Origin of the sequence: Sphingomonas sp. URHD0057 (assembly GCF_000620665.1) — a bacterium.
In the GTDB taxonomy this organism is placed as follows: domain Bacteria; phylum Pseudomonadota; class Alphaproteobacteria; order Sphingomonadales; family Sphingomonadaceae; genus Sphingomicrobium.
This window is the reverse complement of sequence record NZ_JIAU01000009.1, coordinates 32385-48278: the sequence shown is the minus strand read 5'-3', so window position 1 is coordinate 48278 and position 15894 is coordinate 32385. Positions and strand designations below refer to the sequence as shown.

The following is a 15894-nucleotide window of genomic DNA, read 5'->3' as shown; positions in this document are numbered from 1 at the left end:
TTCGCCGATGCAGGGTTTGAAGCATCCGCCCAGTAAACGGGTGATGGTCACCCGCGGTGCTGGCTTTCTTGGATCCCACCTTTGCGATCGCCTGGTGGGAGATGGCCATGAGGTCCTGTGCATCGACAAATTGTTCGCCGGCGCCAAGCGCAACATCGCCCATCTTCGGGATGCGCCGAGTTTCGAGTTCCTTAGCCACGACCGCTTAGATGAGGACCTTATCGGCCTTGCCCCGCTTTGACTTGCGCGCTGGCGCGGGCTGTGCGTCGGCGCCATTGGCTTGATAGGGCGGCGCGAGCAAGGCGACGAGGCGAAGCGCGGCCTTGCCCTCGCCGGCGGCGATCGCGGCTTCGAGCTCTTCGAGCTTCGATTGAAGCTGCGGCCAGGCAATCATCGTCTCCTTGGCCCTAACGATGCGCGGGTGCGACGTCGGCTCCGCTGTATCCTCGAGCAGCAGCTCTTCGTGCAATTTCTCGCCGGGCCTGAGGCCGATTTCGACGATCTCGATGTCGCCGTCGGGATTGCTGTCATCGCGGACCGAAAGACCGCTGAGCTCGACCATCGAGCGGGCGAGGTCACGAACCTTGAGGGGCTCGCCCATGTCCAGCAGGAACATATCGCCGCCTTGCGCCATCGCGCCGGCCTGGATGACCAGCTGGGCCGCTTCCGGGATCGTCATGAAATAGCGGGTGACGTCGTGGTGGGTAACGGTGATCGGACCGCCTCGTTCGATCTGCTCGCGAAACAGAGGAACGACCGACCCGCTCGAGCCAAGGACGTTCCCGAACCGGACCCCGCTATAGACCGTTTCCACCTGCGCCTCTGCGCGGGCCTGGACGATCAACTCGCAAATCCGTTTCGAGGCGCCCATGACGCTCGAAGGGCGGACGGCCTTGTCGGTGCTGACGAGGATGAAGGTCGACGTTCCGGATTCCTCCGCGGCAAGGCAGGCATTGAGCGTTCCAAGTACATTGTTGCGGATCGCGGGCAGCGGGTTGGCCTCAAGCAACGGGACATGCTTGTAGGCGGCGGCATGAAACAGGGTGTCGGGGCGCCAGGCCCGGATCGCCCGTCTGCACTCGGCCCGCTGCCCGACGTCGGTAAGCTCGGGGACAATCTCGGCCTTGATCCCTTCGCGCAGCTTGAGCTCGTTGAGCTCGGAGTCGATTACATAAAGGGCATGCTCGGACTGCTCGACCAGCACCAGCCGGGTCGGGCCCTGTCGGAGAATCTGCCGGCAAAGCTCGCTTCCGATCGAGCCGCCGGCCCCCGTCACCATCACGCACTTGCCGCCGCTGTCGCGGCTCATCAGCTGCGGGTCAGGGTGGACGGGATCGCGGCCGAGCAGCTCCTCGATCTGGACATCGCGGAGGTCGTTGACCGAGACTCGCTCGAAGGCGATTTCGGAAATGCTCGGCAGCATTCGCACCCGCACGTCCGGGCGGCGCGAGCGAAGCCGCTCGACAATGCGGCGGCGAAGCGACCGGCTCGCCGACGACAAGGCCAGGAAGACTTCATCGACATTCTCAATCGTGAGCACGCGCTCGAGATCGTCGGTGTGCCAAATGGGCTTGCCCTCGAGCCAGCGGTTGGAAAGCACGGGGTTTTCATCGACAAAGCCAATGACCCGGATCTGCCGGTCCTGCTCGACGGAAAGTGCAAGCTGCTGGCCTGCCGAGCCTGCCCCATAAATGAGCACCCGCTTGCGGCGCTGCCGAACGGGTGCGCCGTCGAGCGCTTCGAGGAGTAGCGAGCTTAAGCCAAGCCGTGCGCCGGCAAGCGCCAGGAGAAAGACCAGTGGGTGAAGGACTGCGAGCGTTCTCGGGATGCCCTCCGGCCGGGCGATGACGAGGATCGCACCAAGCCCAACTGCCATGATCAGGCATCGCCGGGCGAGCTGGCGAAGCGTCTCCTTGCCCGAGAAGCGGACGAGGGAGCGATAGGTGCGTGTGAGCAGAGCGATTGCCAGCCACAACGGAATGGCGATCGCCAGGAATGTGTAGACATTGTCCTCAAAAAGATACCATTCGCCAAGGCGTAGCCAGAAGGCGAGGATTGCGGTCGCAATGCAGGCGAAGACGTCGATCAAGGCAACGAGGGCGGCCCTTGCGCCCCGCGGCAGCTCGGCCGCGCGCCGAATGACCTGCAACAGCCCGTTCACTCGACTTTGCCTTCCTTTCGCCGCGGGCCCTTGCCCCAGCGCGCTACGACTCTAGCGCAATGGATCAGTTCCGCCCCTCTAGTCATGGCCTGCGCTTGAGGCCAAGGGGCCCAGCGTGAGGCAGGTTTTCGAGGAGCGTGGTCCGCTGGGCCTACCTGCCAGGGGTGGGCGCCATGCCAGGATGGCTCCGAAATCGCTTTTGGACGCTTTGAACGCGCGTTCTCCGGCCGCGCTCGTCGAGCCGATCGCTTCGCGCAAGTCCGCGGCCGCCTTGGCAAGGCTCGCCGGCGTGCCCTGTCCCGATTTTCTCTTGGTTCTGGTCGATGCGCAGCTGCATCTCCTCAACCTCTATCGCTTGCCGAGGGCAGGCGAGGGCGTCCAGAATTTCCCTCTCGGGGCCGCTGTGCGCCTTGCAATCGAGGCGCAGGCCGAGGGCATGATCGTCATTCAGGAGCGAGAGGCAGACCCCGTGCCAAGACGCCCCGATCTCGAGCTGACAAGCTCGCTTCAACGCGCCCTTGAGGAAACCGGCATCGGCTTGGTCGATCATCTGCTGGTTTGCGGCGAGCTCATCACGAGTGCCGGCGGCCTGTCTTTGCCAAAGACCGCTCTCCGAAAGACCGGGAGCCCCTAGCGAGGATCATTCGGCATCCGACGTTCTTAGGATCGGGCGAGCGCGATCGCCGCACACAGAAGCAGGCCTAGTCCGAAGGCAGCCCAGACCAGCCGTAGAATAAGCCGCGGATTGCGGCCCAGGCCCATCGATTTTGGCTCAGGATTACAGGGCGCCCGTGAAAGCATTTGGTAGAGATCGGGCCTGCAGTCGATGAGGCGAAGCCCCGGCGCCTGTCCGGATTGGCGACTGCGTCGGGTCTTGTCATCGCTCATCTGGTCGCGTTTGGCCTCGCTTGGCGGAGCGGCTGCTCGCGTCCGCCGCGATAGGACAATCGCCGAGCCCGCGTCGAGGCCTTTCGGATCGGGTCAAGTGGCCGTTTCGAGGTGGACGCGAAGAGCTCGAAAAATGTCCCACGCGGGATCGGCAAACAACTGTTCGCCGAATATTTGGGAGCGCGCGAATCGCACCCCGATGGGCCGCCGCAGTTGCGACGCTTTGAAAGCGAAGCGGCACTGGGGTGACGAGGGTCAGGCGACCTTGCGATTGCGCGCGTCGAGGAAGTTTTCGAAACTTCCATGGTCCATCGCCGCGGCATAGCGGTTGCCCTGAAGGATATCGCAGCCCGCCTCGAGCGCAATCGCCTCCTGGTCGAGAGTCTCGATGCCTTCGGCGACGACTTCCAGTCCGATTGCATGGGCGAGCGTGACCGCGGCCCTCAGAATTGCAATCCGATCGCCGGCTTGCCCTTCGCATGAGAAGGAGCGGTCGAGCTTCAGGCGATCGACCTTGAATCTGCGCAAATAGCTTAGCGACGAATATCCTGTCCCGAAATCGTCGAGCGCAAGCCTGAACCCGGCCTCCCGCAGCTCGCTGATCTGCTCCTCGCAGCGATCGTTCTGGCGCATGAACAGTTGCTCGGTAACCTCAAGCTCGATCTGGTGAGGGTCGACCCCGGCGTCCTTGAGGATCTTGAGGAAGCGTCGCAGCAGCCCGCTTCGCGAACCGAATTGGGCCGGCGACACATTGACCGCGACCGAGAGCAGAGGATGCTCCTTTGCGAAGCGCGCCGCCTCCCTCAGCACAAAATCGCCAAGCCCGTCGATCTGGCGTGTTTCCTCGGCAACATTGATCGCTTCAATGGCCGGAATTGCGCCAAATTCCGGGTGGGTCCAGCGGAACAGGCATTCGACGCCGACGACCGACCCGGTGACGTCGATCTGCGGCTGATAGTGGATGCAGATGCGGTCCCCCGTCGCGAGGCAGTGCCCGAGATCGAGCTCGAGGGTGCTCCGCCGTTTGATGCTTGCGTCGAGATCGTCGGTGAACATGCGGAAACAATTCCGCCCATCGGCCTTGGCCGCGTAAAGGGCTACATCGGCCGCGCGCACATATTCCTCGGCTCTGGCGAAGCCATTGGCCGCGGAAACCGCGCCGATGCTTGCGGGCAGGGACGCTTCTCTGTCGCCGATCGTATAAGGGCGTTGCATCTCGGCGACGATCCGGTTGCATAATCTGGGGACTTCCTGGGGTTTCGATATCCGCGCCAGGATCAGGAACTCGTCGCCGCCGAAGCGCGCGACCGTATCGCCTGCGCGAACCAGGCTCTCGAGCCTCGAAGCTGCGACTTTCAGGACCTCGTCGCCTTTTTGGTGCCCGAGGAGATCGTTGACTCGCTTGAAATGGTCAAGGTCGATCATCAACACGGCAAAGCCGTCGCTGCTTCTGCTTTTCGAACCGATCGCCGCCTCGATCCGCTCGTCGAGCAGGCGCTTGTTGGCGAGGCCGGTCAGCGGATCGTGCCGGGCAAGCTGGCTCGCTTCCCGCTCCTTCCGCTCGAGGCGCGACAGCACGTCGACTAGGCTCTGGTGCAATATCGACATGACGAGGACGATGGCGACGGTGGTCGGAAGGGCGATCGGCCAGATCGATCCGGCGAGCTCCGCCGCGGTGCTGGCCGAGCGGTGGAGCATGTAGATGATGCAAAAGTTGCTCACGACGATCAGCGCGACTGCAGCTGAAACCATCAGCGCAAGCAGGCTTTTCGAGTTGCTCATCGGGCGGCAGCTAACGAGGTTCGGTTAACAAGCCGCTTGCCGTCTTGCCCACGCCGCTGAAACCGCCGCGCGCGCGAGCTCGGTCGTTCGGCGCGGCCCGGCACTCGCGGGGGACTTCGGCGGGCGGCGGCCGCAAGGATGGCGAGGGCGCAGGTCAGCATCTGCGCATCTTGGCTGATGGCAGGCTTCAAAGTGGTTGAATTTAGATCCGTTTTGGTGAGGATTCCGCTATCAACCGAAGGCGCTGCACAACGATGTCGAGTCTTTGGAGCTCCTCGTGCCTGTGGCTGAGGACCCGCGGATCGTTCGCGAGCGAAGCGCTAACCAACTCCACCTCGTCGGCGAGTCCTGCAAGGTCGCATTCCAGCGTCGGACCAGGAGTGACCGAGCGTGGGGCCAGGGCCGGCGCCATTCCAGACCGGATCGTCTTGACCATGGCATCGACCCGCGTCTGGCCATTGGACCTATTTGGAAGCCAGTCTTGGACATCCGCGCTCGAATTGAATTTGACACCGGCTCGTCCCCCCGCAGTCCATACGATGCAGCCGCTGGCGACGGACGAGGCGCGTTCAATCTGAACTTCCGTGCCAACGCAAGGAATGGCGGCGCCTTCGAGCAGCATGCCGGTGCTCGAAACGTCGCGGACCTTGACTGGAGCAACGCCCGAAGCCGACCTAAGCGTGGCGAGCACGAACAGGTTCGTTCGCGGCTCGACGCGCTCTTTCATCGCTCGCTGGGTACCACTCGGCACGGGTTCGCCCCCCTTCGGACGCCGGTCGAACCTATCCCGCCATGGTTAACGACCCGTGACCGAAAGCCCGGGAATTCGCCGCGATTTTGCAATTAGCTTTTGCTCGTTGCCGGGTCGTGTTCTCCAACAAAGGACGGCCCGGGGGCAGCTTAGGGTCAGCGCTCGAGCGCGCAGGGCGATACGATCAGCACTTCCGTTCGGGCCCGGTCTCCTGAGGATCTCGCGCGCCCGAAGCTATCCGCAATCCGACGGATTTCAGACATTTGCACGTGCTGCACCGTCTCCGCTAACGATGACTCTCCAAAAAAGGGGAATGAGATGGATTCGCGCGATCGTGTAGTCACTGCGAATCTCCCGGCCAAACTCGTTTCGAGATTGGACGAAATCGCGCTTCGAATCGACCGGAGCAAGAGCTGGATTGTGCGCCAGGCGCTGACCGAATGGCTGGCGGAGGAGCAAAGACGATACGAGCTAACGCTTGAAGCGCTTAAGTCCGTCGACCAGGGGTCGACGATTCCTCATGAAGAAGTGCTAGCTATGATGGAGCAGCGGAAACGAGCAAGAGGCTAAAGTACCCCATCCGTCGCCGAGAGAGGGGCCTAACGTACGCCTTCCACCCATTGCGGACATCAGCCGCTTAGGTCCGTTCGATCTTGGCCGGAGAACCCGAGATTCCGACATTCGAAATGCCCGTGATCGCGGTTCGAAAAGCTTCGCATCCTGTTGCCTGACTAGCCCGCCGCGTTGGGTTTTTCAGCTGGTTGCCTCGTGGTCGGAAGCTCGACGCTGATCCTCGTCGAGAGTCTTCGTCGGTTTATCCAAAGGCAGGTGCGCCGCAAGGCCGGACGAACCTCGCCGTCCAGACCAGCGGAACCGGCCTTGAATCAAGCGGCGAGCAGGGGGACGATCGCTCGGGCAGCCATCTCTTCAAGGCCTTCGGTGATCCAGCGCGAATAATGCCGCTCGATCATCGTCACCGAGGTATCGTGAACCGCCGCAACAAGCCTGATTGGAAGGTTCGCCCGAATACCGCGCACGATCGATGAGTGGCGCAGGGCGTAAGGGATGACGCCCTCGAGGCCGGCAGCCGCGACGACGCAGCGCCAATCCCGCGTCATTTCCGACGCTGTCTTCCAAGGTCCACGACTATTTCTCACCCACTTGATGGCGTTCACCTGCTTGTACCGCCATCTCTGAAGCAGCGGCTCACTTGCTTTCCGCCCGACGATGGCCGGCCGCAGCGTTCCCAGGACGTCCTCGCCTACCGGAACCTTGATCAGATCGGGGGACCTGCCCTTCCCCTTGAACGACGTCGGCACCAAAAGCCGGGAGTGATCGAGCTGAACGTCTCCCACGGTCATCCGTCGCAGTTGCGAGAAACGCGCGCCGGTGGCGGCCAGCAGAATGACGACCAGAGCAAAATCGCCGTCCTCGTCCAGTTCCCTGGCCAGACGAATGATTTTGCGGACCTGTTGGTCCTCGAGGATCTGGTTGTCGCGCGCTCTCGTTTCGCCATGCTCCCAATAGCGCTCCTCTGGCTTGAGGCCGTACTTCACTGTCATCGGAAAGTCGGACGGCAGAGATCGTCGATGGTTCTGATGGCAATAGTTCAGCGCGGCCTTGAGGTCGTTGGCCAGCCTCTGCCGAGTCAGGATCTTCAGCCCTTGGATTCGGTCCTGCCAAGCTTTGAGATCCGACTCCGTAAGGTCGCATAGGCAAGTGCCAGCGAGCTTTTCGTCAACCTTTACATATCGCGTAAGGCGCGATCGTCCGTCGGATCGGACCGGCCTTCCGGCACGTGCGCTGTCACGCGCATCCCGCATCGAAGAGTATTCATCGACTGCAGTCTGAACCGTGAGCTCCGCCGCATTGAGATACCCGGGCTTCTCCACTTTCTTAAACCAATCGAGCGCAGCCTCGAGAGCTTGTTTCCAGTCGAGAACGGCTTCGCCGTCAGCATCCACCAGGTCGTCGGCCGTGCCCAACGGCCGCGTTACGTAATCGCGCGCGTCGGATGCCCGGCACCGCCCAACCCAGGAGCCCCCTCGCTTGCCCCGATAATAGCCGAGATGCCGCCCATCGGAGATCGATCGCCAGTACGGATGATGCCGCGGCTTCAGTCGCGCTCGGGCGGCGCGGTCCTGTAGCCTAATGTCGTCGACAGTCCTGGCCATTGGAGATCTCCGAAAACATCCCCAATGCGTCCCAAATATACGGTCTCAGACGCGCGCGGATGGTTCAGGAAATGTACCAGAGAAGATCAATAAGTTCAATGATCCACGGGTGTCCACGGTTGTATAAAACAACCAAATCGGTACATCTCTCACGGCGAAAACACGGGTTCGAGTCCCGTAGGGGTCACCAATTCGGCGGACTGCCTTAGTCGGTCCGCTTCTCGTCCTCGCCGTCTGGGTCGCCGGGATTCTCCTCGCTTTCCTCGCCCGAAAGCATCACGCGGTAGTTCGCGACCACTTTGCGGCACGATTTGAGCGCGTCCTTCAGGCGCAGGCTTTCGTCTTCGAAGATGTCGGTGCGCGAGTCGCGTTCGCCAGACACTTGTTGTCCCGGATGGTCGGAGGGTCCCCGCGCTCACAACCCTTAAGACCGCAAGCAGTTTCGCGGTTCGTCGCAGCGACGCGGCGGTTGGTGACTTTCCTTAGCCGGCGCGTTGGCTCTCGGCGGGGGCGGCGCTGACGCGCGCGACGGCAGCTTCGAGACCCTTGGGCGTAAACGGCTTGAGCAGGATTTCGACTCCCTCGGGCCGGTCGCTGATCGCGTCGGTTTCGGCATAGCCGGTGATGATCAGGGCGGGGACGCCGGGGCACAGCTGGCGCGCCTCGCGCAGGAATTCGGTGCCCGACAAATGCGGCATGGCATAATCGCTGATCATCAGGTCGTAGTCGCATCGCTCGGTGCGCAATGATTCCAGGGCGGCTTTGCCGTTCGCGGCGCAGACGACCTCGTGACCGAGCTCCTCCAGCATCGCCCCGGTGGTGGTGCGAACCTCCTCGTGATCGTCGACCAGCAGGATCTTCAGCGGCCGCTCCGCGCTCCGCCGGACCTCATCGGCCGGAGGCCGCGCCGCGGGCGCGCTGTCGAGCGGTGCGCGCGGCAGCCACAGCTCCGCGCGCGTGCCTTTGCCAAGCTCGCTGTCGAGGCGGAACAGCCCGTTCGACTGCTGAGCGAAGCCGTAGACCATGCTGAGCCCGAGGCCGCTGCCCTTGCCCACTTCCTTGGTGGTGAAGAAGGGGTCCATGACCCGCTCGAGGTCGTCCGAGGAAATGCCGGTCCCCGAGTCGGAGATGGCGATCAGTACATAGTCGCCGTCGTCGAGGGCCGGAGCGCCACTGCGATTTTCGATGCTGACGGTGACCGTGCCGCCGGCCGGCATGGCGTCGCGCGCGTTGATGATCAAATTGACCATCGCGAGCTCGAGCTGAGCCTGGTCGGCGAAGGCGTTCCACGGCGCCTTCGGAGCGCGCCATTCAAGGTTGACGAGGCCGCCGAGTGTGTGGGTCAGGAGGTCGGACACGGCGTCGCGCAGGCTTTCGATCTCGACCGCATGGGGTTCCAGCTTCTGGCGGCGGGCGAAGGCGAGGAGGCGGCGGACCAACTCGCTGCCTTGCTCGGCCGCGCGTTTGGTCATGCTGAGAATCTTCTGCTGGTCCTCCTCCAGACTCGTCCGTCTCTCGAGCAAGCCCAAGCCACCGATGACCGCGGCGAGAAGGTTGTTGAAATCGTGCGCGATGCCGCCGGTAAGCTTGCCGATCGCGTCCATCTTCTGAGCCTGGATCAGCTGGCTCTCCAGAGAGCGCTGATCAGTGACGTCGGTCAGCGTTCCGGCGAACTCCGTCGGATTCCCGTCGATGTCCTTGAGGAGCACGGCCTGGTCGAGGAAATGGCGGAAGCTGCCGTCGCGGCACTGCCAGCGATATTCGACCGCGGACCGCCCGGTCGTGCGCCGCTTCTCGATTGTTACCAGCACTCGTTCGCGGTCGTCGGGATGCAGCCGTTCGGCCCAGATCTGGGGCGTTTTGCGGATATCGTCATGAGTGAAGCCGGTGATCGCTTCGAGGTTGCCGCTGACGTAGGTCGGCCACCGTTGCTCGGCGTCGAACGGCTCCAGGTAAAGCACCATCGGGAGTGACTGGATGATTGCCGCTTCCCGCTGCTCGGCGCGGCGCAGTTCCTGTTCGGCGCGCAGCCGCTCGGCATTGGCGCGAAGGTTGGCGTCGAGCAGGGCCTGCTCGGCGCGGGCCTTGCGCTCGATCTCCTTGGTCTTGGCGAACAGCTCGACGAACACGGTGACCTTGGAGCGAAGGACGATGGGATCGACCGGCTTGAACACATAGTCGACGGCGCCCATCGCATAGCCGCGCAGGAGGTGCTCTGCTTCCTTGTTGACCGCCGACAGGAAAACGATCGGGATGCCCTTGCTCTGGTCGCGGCTGCGGATGATCTGAGCGGTCTCGTAACCGTCCATGCCAGGCATGTAGACGTCGAGCAGGATGACCGCGAACTCGCCTTTGAGGAGGTGGCGGAGCGCCTCCTCGCCGGAGCGCGCGAGCACCACCTCGCCGAGATCCTCGAGGACATTGGCGACGGCGAGAAGGTTGCGCTCATCGTCGTCGACCAGGAGAACGCGCGGCTGCTGCGCGACCTCGGGTGCAGGCTCCAAGTGCTGCTCCGGCACGGGAACCACCGGAATTTCCCCGACGGGCCGGTTCATGGCTATTCCGCCGCCTCCAGAGGCACCGGTCGAGCCGCCGCGGCGGCCGCCTCTCGCGAGCGCGCGACCCACACCCGGACCAGCGCCAGCAGAAGCTCGATGTCGACGGGCTTGGCGATATAATCCGAAGCACCGGCATCGAGGCATTTCTGGCGGTCGCCTTTCATCGCCTTGGCCGTCACCGCGATCAACGGCAGCTCGGCAAGCTCCGAGCGCTTGCGGATCTCGCGCATGGTTTCATAGCCGTCCATGTCGGGCATCATGATGTCGATCAGCGCGAGATCGACGTCGGGCGTTTGCTCGAGGATCAGGACACCGTCCTTGCCGCGCTCGGCGTGGAGAACCTCGACGTCGTGGCTCTCGAGCACGCTGGTCAGCGAGAAGATATTGCGGATGTCGTCATCGACGATCAGCACCTTGGCGCCGGCCAGCTCCGGCACCGGGCGAATGGCCGGCGGCGCCCCGTCGCCCTTCGGCTTCCGCCGGCGCGGCTTTTGGGTTTTCGCCTCGTCGCGCAGCGCCGTGAAGACCCGGACCAGGTCGGCGCGCTCGGCCGGCTTGTCGGTTACCCCGAAGGCGCCGAGGCCCTCCGCCGCGTGGGCCCGCTCGGTTCCGGAGATGACGTGGATCGGCATGTGGCTGGTCTGCGGGTCATGCTTCAAGAGATCGAGCAAGACGAGCCCTTCGATGTCGGTGAGTCCGAGATCGAGCGTGATCGCACTCGGCTGGAGCTTGCGCGCCATGCCCAGGGTCCCGGCGCCGGCGGTCGAAACGACGCCCTTCAGTCCGGCCTCGTGGGCGGCGTCAAGCAGGATCGCAGCGAAGGTCGGGTCGTCCTCGACGATCAGCACGAACGGACTCTTGCTGAGGTCGTCGCGATCGTCGTTGACCTCGAACCCGGTCGGCAGCGCGGTCGGCACCACCGCTCCGCTGTTGTCGTAACGCGCGGCGGTTTCGCTGGGCCCGATCGCGGCGGTGGATTCGGCTTCGAGCGGAACGAACAAAGTGAAGGTTGAGCCTTCACCGGGCGTCGAGCGCACCTTCAGCTCACCGCCGAGAAGCCGCGCAATCTCGCGGCTGATGGAGAGCCCGAGGCCGGTGCCGCCATATTTGCGGCTGGTGGTGCCGTCGGCCTGCAGGAATGGCTCGAAGATCAATCGCTGCTTGTCCTCGGGAATGCCGATCCCGGTGTCGGTGACCGAAATCTCGATCGCGCGATCGGCGTTGCGGAGCACCGGGTGGCTCTTGCTCCATCCGCTCGTCGCGCAGCTGACGCCGAGCGTGACGCTGCCTTTCGAGGTGAACTTGAATGCGTTGGAGAGGAGGTTGAGGACAATCTGCTGAAGCCGCTTCTCGTCGGTGCGGATGGTCTGCGGCAGCTTGCCGTCGAACTCGACATTGAAGGCGAGGCGCTTGTCCGTGGCGAGCTGGCGGAAGGTCCGCTCCATGTGCTGCTTCAGATGCGCCATCGGCATCTCGCCGACTTCGATCGTCACCGTTCCGGATTCGATCTTCGACAGGTCGAGGATGTCGTTGATGAGGCTCAGCAGGTCCGAGCCGGCCGAGTTGATCGTCCGAGCGAATTCGATCTGCTTGGTGCTCAAATTGCCCTGGGCATTGTCGGCCAGAAGCTTCGACAGGATGAGCAGCGAGTTGAGCGGGGTGCGCAGTTCGTGGCTCATGTTGGCAAGGAATTCGGACTTATACTTCGAGGTCAGAGCGAGCTGCTCGGCTTTCTCCTCGAGCGCCCGGCGGGCCATTTCGATTTCGAGGTTCTTGGCCTCGACCTGGCGCTTCTCGTTCTCGAGCAGCTGCGCCTTTTCCTGAAGTTCCTCGTTGGTCGCATGCAGCTCCTGCTGCTTGCGAGTGAGTTCGGTCTGCCGCGCTTGCAGCTCCTGCGTCAGCAGCTGAGACTGCTTGAGCAATCCCTCGGTTCGCATCGTCGCCGCGATCGTGTTCAAGACGATGCCGACCGATTCCATCAACTGGTCGAGGAAGCTCTGGTGGGTCTCGTTGAACTCGTTGAACGAGGCGAGCTCGATCACGGCTTTGACTTCGTCCTCGAACAGCGCCGGCAGGATGTTCACGTTCGCCGCCTTGGCGTGGCCGAGGCCTGAGCCGATGCGGATGAAGTCGGGCGGCGCGTCTTTCAAGAGGATCGGCCGGCGGTCGGCCGCGGCCTGGCCGATCAGCCCCTCGCGCAGGGCGAATTCCTGCTTCAGCTGATCGGGGCTTTCGGCGCCGTAGCTGGCGACCAGCTCGAGCTTGGTTTCCTCTTCCTCGCGATTGGTGACGTAGAATACGCCATATTGCGCGTTCACCAATGGCGCGAGCTCGGACATGATGAGGTTGGAGACGGTGGCGAGGTCGCGCTCGCCCTGAAGCATGCGGCTGAAGCGCGCGAGGTTGGTCTTGAGCCAATCCTGCTCGGCATTCTTGAGCGTCTGCTCCTTCAGGTTCGAGATCATCTCGTTGATGGTATCTTTCAGGGCGGCGATCTCGCCCGACGCCTCAACCGCGATCGACCGCGTGAGGTCGCCCTTGGTCACGGCAATCGCCACTTCGGCGATCGAACGAACCTGATTGGTAAGGTTCGCTGCTAGCTGGTTGACGTTATCGGTGAGGTCGCGCCACAGACCGGCAGCGCCGGGAACGCGCGCTTGGCCGCCGAGCTTGCCTTCGATGCCGACCTCGCGCGCCATGTTCGTCACCTGGTCGCCGAAGGTCGACAGCGTCTCGATCATGAAGTTGATGGTGTCAGCGAGCGCCGCGATCTCGCCCTTGGCGCCGACGCTGAGCTTCCGCTTCAAATTGCCCTGCGCGACCGCGGTGACGACCTCGGCGATGCCGCGGACCTGGTTGGTGAGGTTGGTCGCCATCAAATTGACGTTGTCGGTCAGGTCCTTCCACGTGCCGCCGACGCCCGGCACCTGCGCCTGGCCGCCGAGCTTTCCTTCGGTCCCGACTTCGCGCGCCACGCGCGTCACTTCGGAGGCAAAGGCGTTCAGCTGATCGACCATCGTATTGATGGTGTTTTTCAGAGCGAGGATCTCGCCCTTCACATCGACGGTGATCTTCTTGGAAAGGTCGCCGCGCGCCACGGCCGTAGTCACGTCGGCGATGTTGCGGACCTGGCCAGTCAGGTTCGCGGCCATCAAATTGACGTTGTCGGTGAGGTCTTTCCACGTGCCCGCGACGCCGCGCACCTGCGCCTGGCCGCCGAGCTTTCCTTCGGTGCCGACTTCACGCGCGACGCGGGTGACCTCGGAGGCGAAGCCGTTGAGCTGATCGACCATCGTGTTGATGGTGTTCTTGAGCTCGAGGATTTCGCCCTTCACGTCGACCGTGATCTTCTTCGATAGATCTCCGAGCGCCACTGCGGTCGTGACTTCGGCGATGTTGCGGACCTGGCCGGTGAGGTTGGCCGCCATCGCGTTCACGTTGTCCGTGAGGTCCTTCCACGTGCCGCCGACTCCGGGCACCTGCGCCTGGCCGCCGAGACGGCCTTCAGTACCGACCTCGCGGGCGACGCGGGTCACCTCCGACGCGAAGCCGTTCAGCTGATCGACCATGACGTTGATGGTGTTCTTGAGCTCGAGGATCTCGCCCTTCACGTCGACCGTGATCTTTTTGGACAAGTCGCCGCGCGCCACGGCCGTCGTCACCTCGGCGATGTTGCGCACCTGACCGGTCAAATTGCCGGCCATCAGGTTCACATTGTCGGTCAAATCGGCCCAGGTGCCGGCGACGCCTTCGACGCGCGCCTGACCGCCGAGCTTGCCTTCGGTGCCGACCTCGCGGGCGACGCGCGTCACCTCCGAAGCGAAGCCGTTCAATTGGTCGACCATGGTGTTGATGGTGTTTTTCAGAGCGAGGATTTCGCCCTTCACGTCGACGGTGATCTTCTTCGACAGGTCGCCCTTGGCGACCGCCGTCGTGACTTCCGCGATGTTGCGCACCTGGCCGGTCAAGTTCGCGGCCATCAGGTTCACGTTGTCGGTGAGATCGGCCCAGGTGCCGGCGACGCCCTCGACCTGCGCCTGACCGCCGAGCTTCCCTTCGGAGCCGACTTCGCGCGCCACGCGGGTCACTTCCGAAGCGAACGAATTGAGCTGATCGACCATCGTATTGATGGTGTCCTTCAATTCGAGGATCTCGCCCTTCACGTCGACGGTGATCTTCTTGGACAGGTCGCCGCGCGCGATCGCGGTCGTCACTTCCGCGATGTTGCGCACCTGGCCCGTGAGGTTGTTGGCGAGCTGGTTCACGTTGTCGGTCAAGTCGGCCCAGGTCCCCGCGACGCCCGGCACCTGCGCTTGCCCGCCGAGCTTGCCCTCGGTGCCGACTTCACGGGCGACGCGGGTGACTTCGGAGGCGAAGCCGTTGAGCTGGTCGACCATCGTGTTGATGGTGTTCTTGAGCTCGAGGATCTCGCCCTTCACGTCGACGGTGATCTTTTTCGACAGGTCGCCCTTCGCGATCGCGGTGGTGACCTCGGCGATGTTGCGGACCTGGCCGGTGAGGTTGTTGGCGAGCTGGTTCACGTTGTCGGTCAAGTCGGCCCAGGTCCCGGCGACTCCCGGCACTTGCGCCTGGCCGCCGAGCTTGCCTTCGGTGCCGACCTCGCGCGCGACGCGGGTCACTTCGGAGGCGAACCCGTTGAGCTGATCGACCATCGTGTTGATGGTGTCCTTCAGCTCGAGGATCTCGCCCTTCACGTCGACGGTGATCTTCTTGGACAGATCGCCGCGGGCGACCGCGGTGGTAACCTCGGCGATATTGCGGACCTGGCCGGTGAGGTTGGTGGCCATCGCATTGACGTTGTCGGTGAGGTCCTTCCAGGTGCCGGCGACGCCCTTGACCTTGGCCTGGCCGCCGAGCTTGCCTTCGGTGCCGACCTCGCGGGCCACGCGCGTCACTTCGGAGGCGAACGAGCCCAATTGCTCGACCATGGTGTTCACGACCTTGCCGATGCGCAGGAACTCGCCGCGCAGCGGCCGGCCGTCGATCTCGACGATCATGCTTTGGGAGAGGTCGCCCTTGGCGACGGCGCCGATGACCCGTGACACTTCGGTCGTCGGCTGGACCATGTCGTCGATCAGCTCGTTGACGGCGCGGAGCTTGGTGTCCCAGCCGCAGCGCGCGCCGCGGACACGAGCGCGCTGCGTAATCTTGCCTTCCTTCCCGACGACGCGGGACAGACGCTCGAATTCCTGGGTGATGGCATCGTTCATGCCGACGACTTCGTTGAACAATGACGCGATCTCGCCGTCGACGCCGTCGACGTCTTCGGGAAGGCGGACGCTGAAATCGCCTCGGCGGAGCGCACGAAGAGCGCTGACGAGCTGACGGCGATCGATGAAGTCGCGCGGGGCCTGGATGTTCACTTGGCTACTCCGGTGGCTACACTCCCCCCGCCCGTGGTTGAACACGCGCAGCCCCCCGGTTGCAAGTCCCTAGTCTATCAGGGGAATTGCCTTGCGGATGCCTGAATTTACGCAAGTGAAGCAGGCCGTCCCCCCAATCCCACGCCGCGCCCCAAACGCGCGGCGGCCGAACCAGCGGCTAAAGAGTAAAATTCCG

At 63.5% G+C, this 15894-nt stretch carries 10 protein-coding genes; 3 read left to right on the top strand and 7 right to left on the bottom strand.

Annotation, left to right across the window (positions count from 1 at the left end):
- The first annotated feature begins 7 nt into the window (after window positions 1–7).
- Window positions 8–241 carry an NAD-dependent epimerase/dehydratase family protein gene (locus N539_RS18465; RefSeq protein WP_156029833.1) on the top strand — a complete coding sequence of 78 codons (234 nt, stop codon included), beginning with the start codon at window positions 8–10 and terminating at the stop codon, window positions 239–241.
- Here N539_RS18465 and N539_RS16085 read toward each other — a convergent pair.
- Window positions 206–2161 (bottom strand): polysaccharide biosynthesis protein, encoded by a 1956-nt coding sequence (locus N539_RS16085; RefSeq protein ID WP_081774262.1) that lies wholly within the window; start codon window positions 2159–2161, stop codon window positions 206–208. The two genes, N539_RS18465 and N539_RS16085, sit on opposite strands and share 36 nt — an antisense overlap.
- A 208-nt stretch (window positions 2162–2369) precedes the next feature.
- On the opposite strand from N539_RS16085, the gene N539_RS0108040 reads away from it, so the two are divergent.
- Window positions 2370–2795, top strand: a complete 426-nt coding sequence (locus tag N539_RS0108040) for a JAB domain-containing protein (RefSeq protein ID WP_197018378.1) — start codon at window positions 2370–2372, stop codon at window positions 2793–2795.
- Between the two features lie 509 nt (window positions 2796–3304).
- On the opposite strand, the gene N539_RS16080 is transcribed toward N539_RS0108040, so the two are convergent.
- Both N539_RS16080 and N539_RS0108025 read right to left on the bottom strand, forming a co-directional pair.
- Window positions 3305–4831 (bottom strand): putative bifunctional diguanylate cyclase/phosphodiesterase, encoded by a 1527-nt coding sequence (locus N539_RS16080; RefSeq protein WP_051531630.1) that lies wholly within the window; start codon window positions 4829–4831, stop codon window positions 3305–3307.
- A 202-nt stretch (window positions 4832–5033) separates the two neighbouring features.
- Window positions 5034–5558, bottom strand: coding sequence for a PilZ domain-containing protein (locus N539_RS0108025; protein ID WP_028969856.1), 525 nt, complete (start codon window positions 5556–5558; stop codon window positions 5034–5036).
- 342 nt (window positions 5559–5900) lie between these two features.
- Between N539_RS0108025 and N539_RS0108020 the strand changes: the two genes are divergently transcribed.
- Window positions 5901–6152, top strand: coding sequence for a CopG family ribbon-helix-helix protein (locus tag N539_RS0108020; RefSeq protein WP_028969855.1), 252 nt, complete (start codon window positions 5901–5903; stop codon window positions 6150–6152).
- 314 nt (window positions 6153–6466) lie between these two features.
- On the opposite strand, the gene N539_RS0108015 is transcribed toward N539_RS0108020, so the two are convergent.
- The 4 genes from N539_RS0108015 to N539_RS16070 form a co-directional block, all read right to left on the bottom strand.
- Window positions 6467–7567, bottom strand: coding sequence for a tyrosine-type recombinase/integrase (locus N539_RS0108015; protein WP_197018376.1), 1101 nt, complete (start codon window positions 7565–7567; stop codon window positions 6467–6469).
- A 394-nt stretch (window positions 7568–7961) separates the two neighbouring features.
- Window positions 7962–8138, bottom strand: a complete 177-nt coding sequence (locus N539_RS18460) for a hypothetical protein (RefSeq protein ID WP_156029832.1) — start codon at window positions 8136–8138, stop codon at window positions 7962–7964.
- A 100-nt stretch (window positions 8139–8238) separates the two neighbouring features.
- Complete coding sequence (locus N539_RS16075; protein ID WP_081774267.1) at window positions 8239–10311, bottom strand: response regulator; 2073 nt, start codon at window positions 10309–10311, stop codon at window positions 8239–8241.
- A 2-nt stretch (window positions 10312–10313) separates the two neighbouring features.
- Window positions 10314–15698 carry a HAMP domain-containing protein gene (locus tag N539_RS16070; RefSeq protein ID WP_197018375.1) on the bottom strand — a complete coding sequence of 1795 codons (5385 nt, stop codon included), beginning with the start codon at window positions 15696–15698 and terminating at the stop codon, window positions 10314–10316.
- Window positions 15699–15894: the final 196 nt, after the last annotated feature.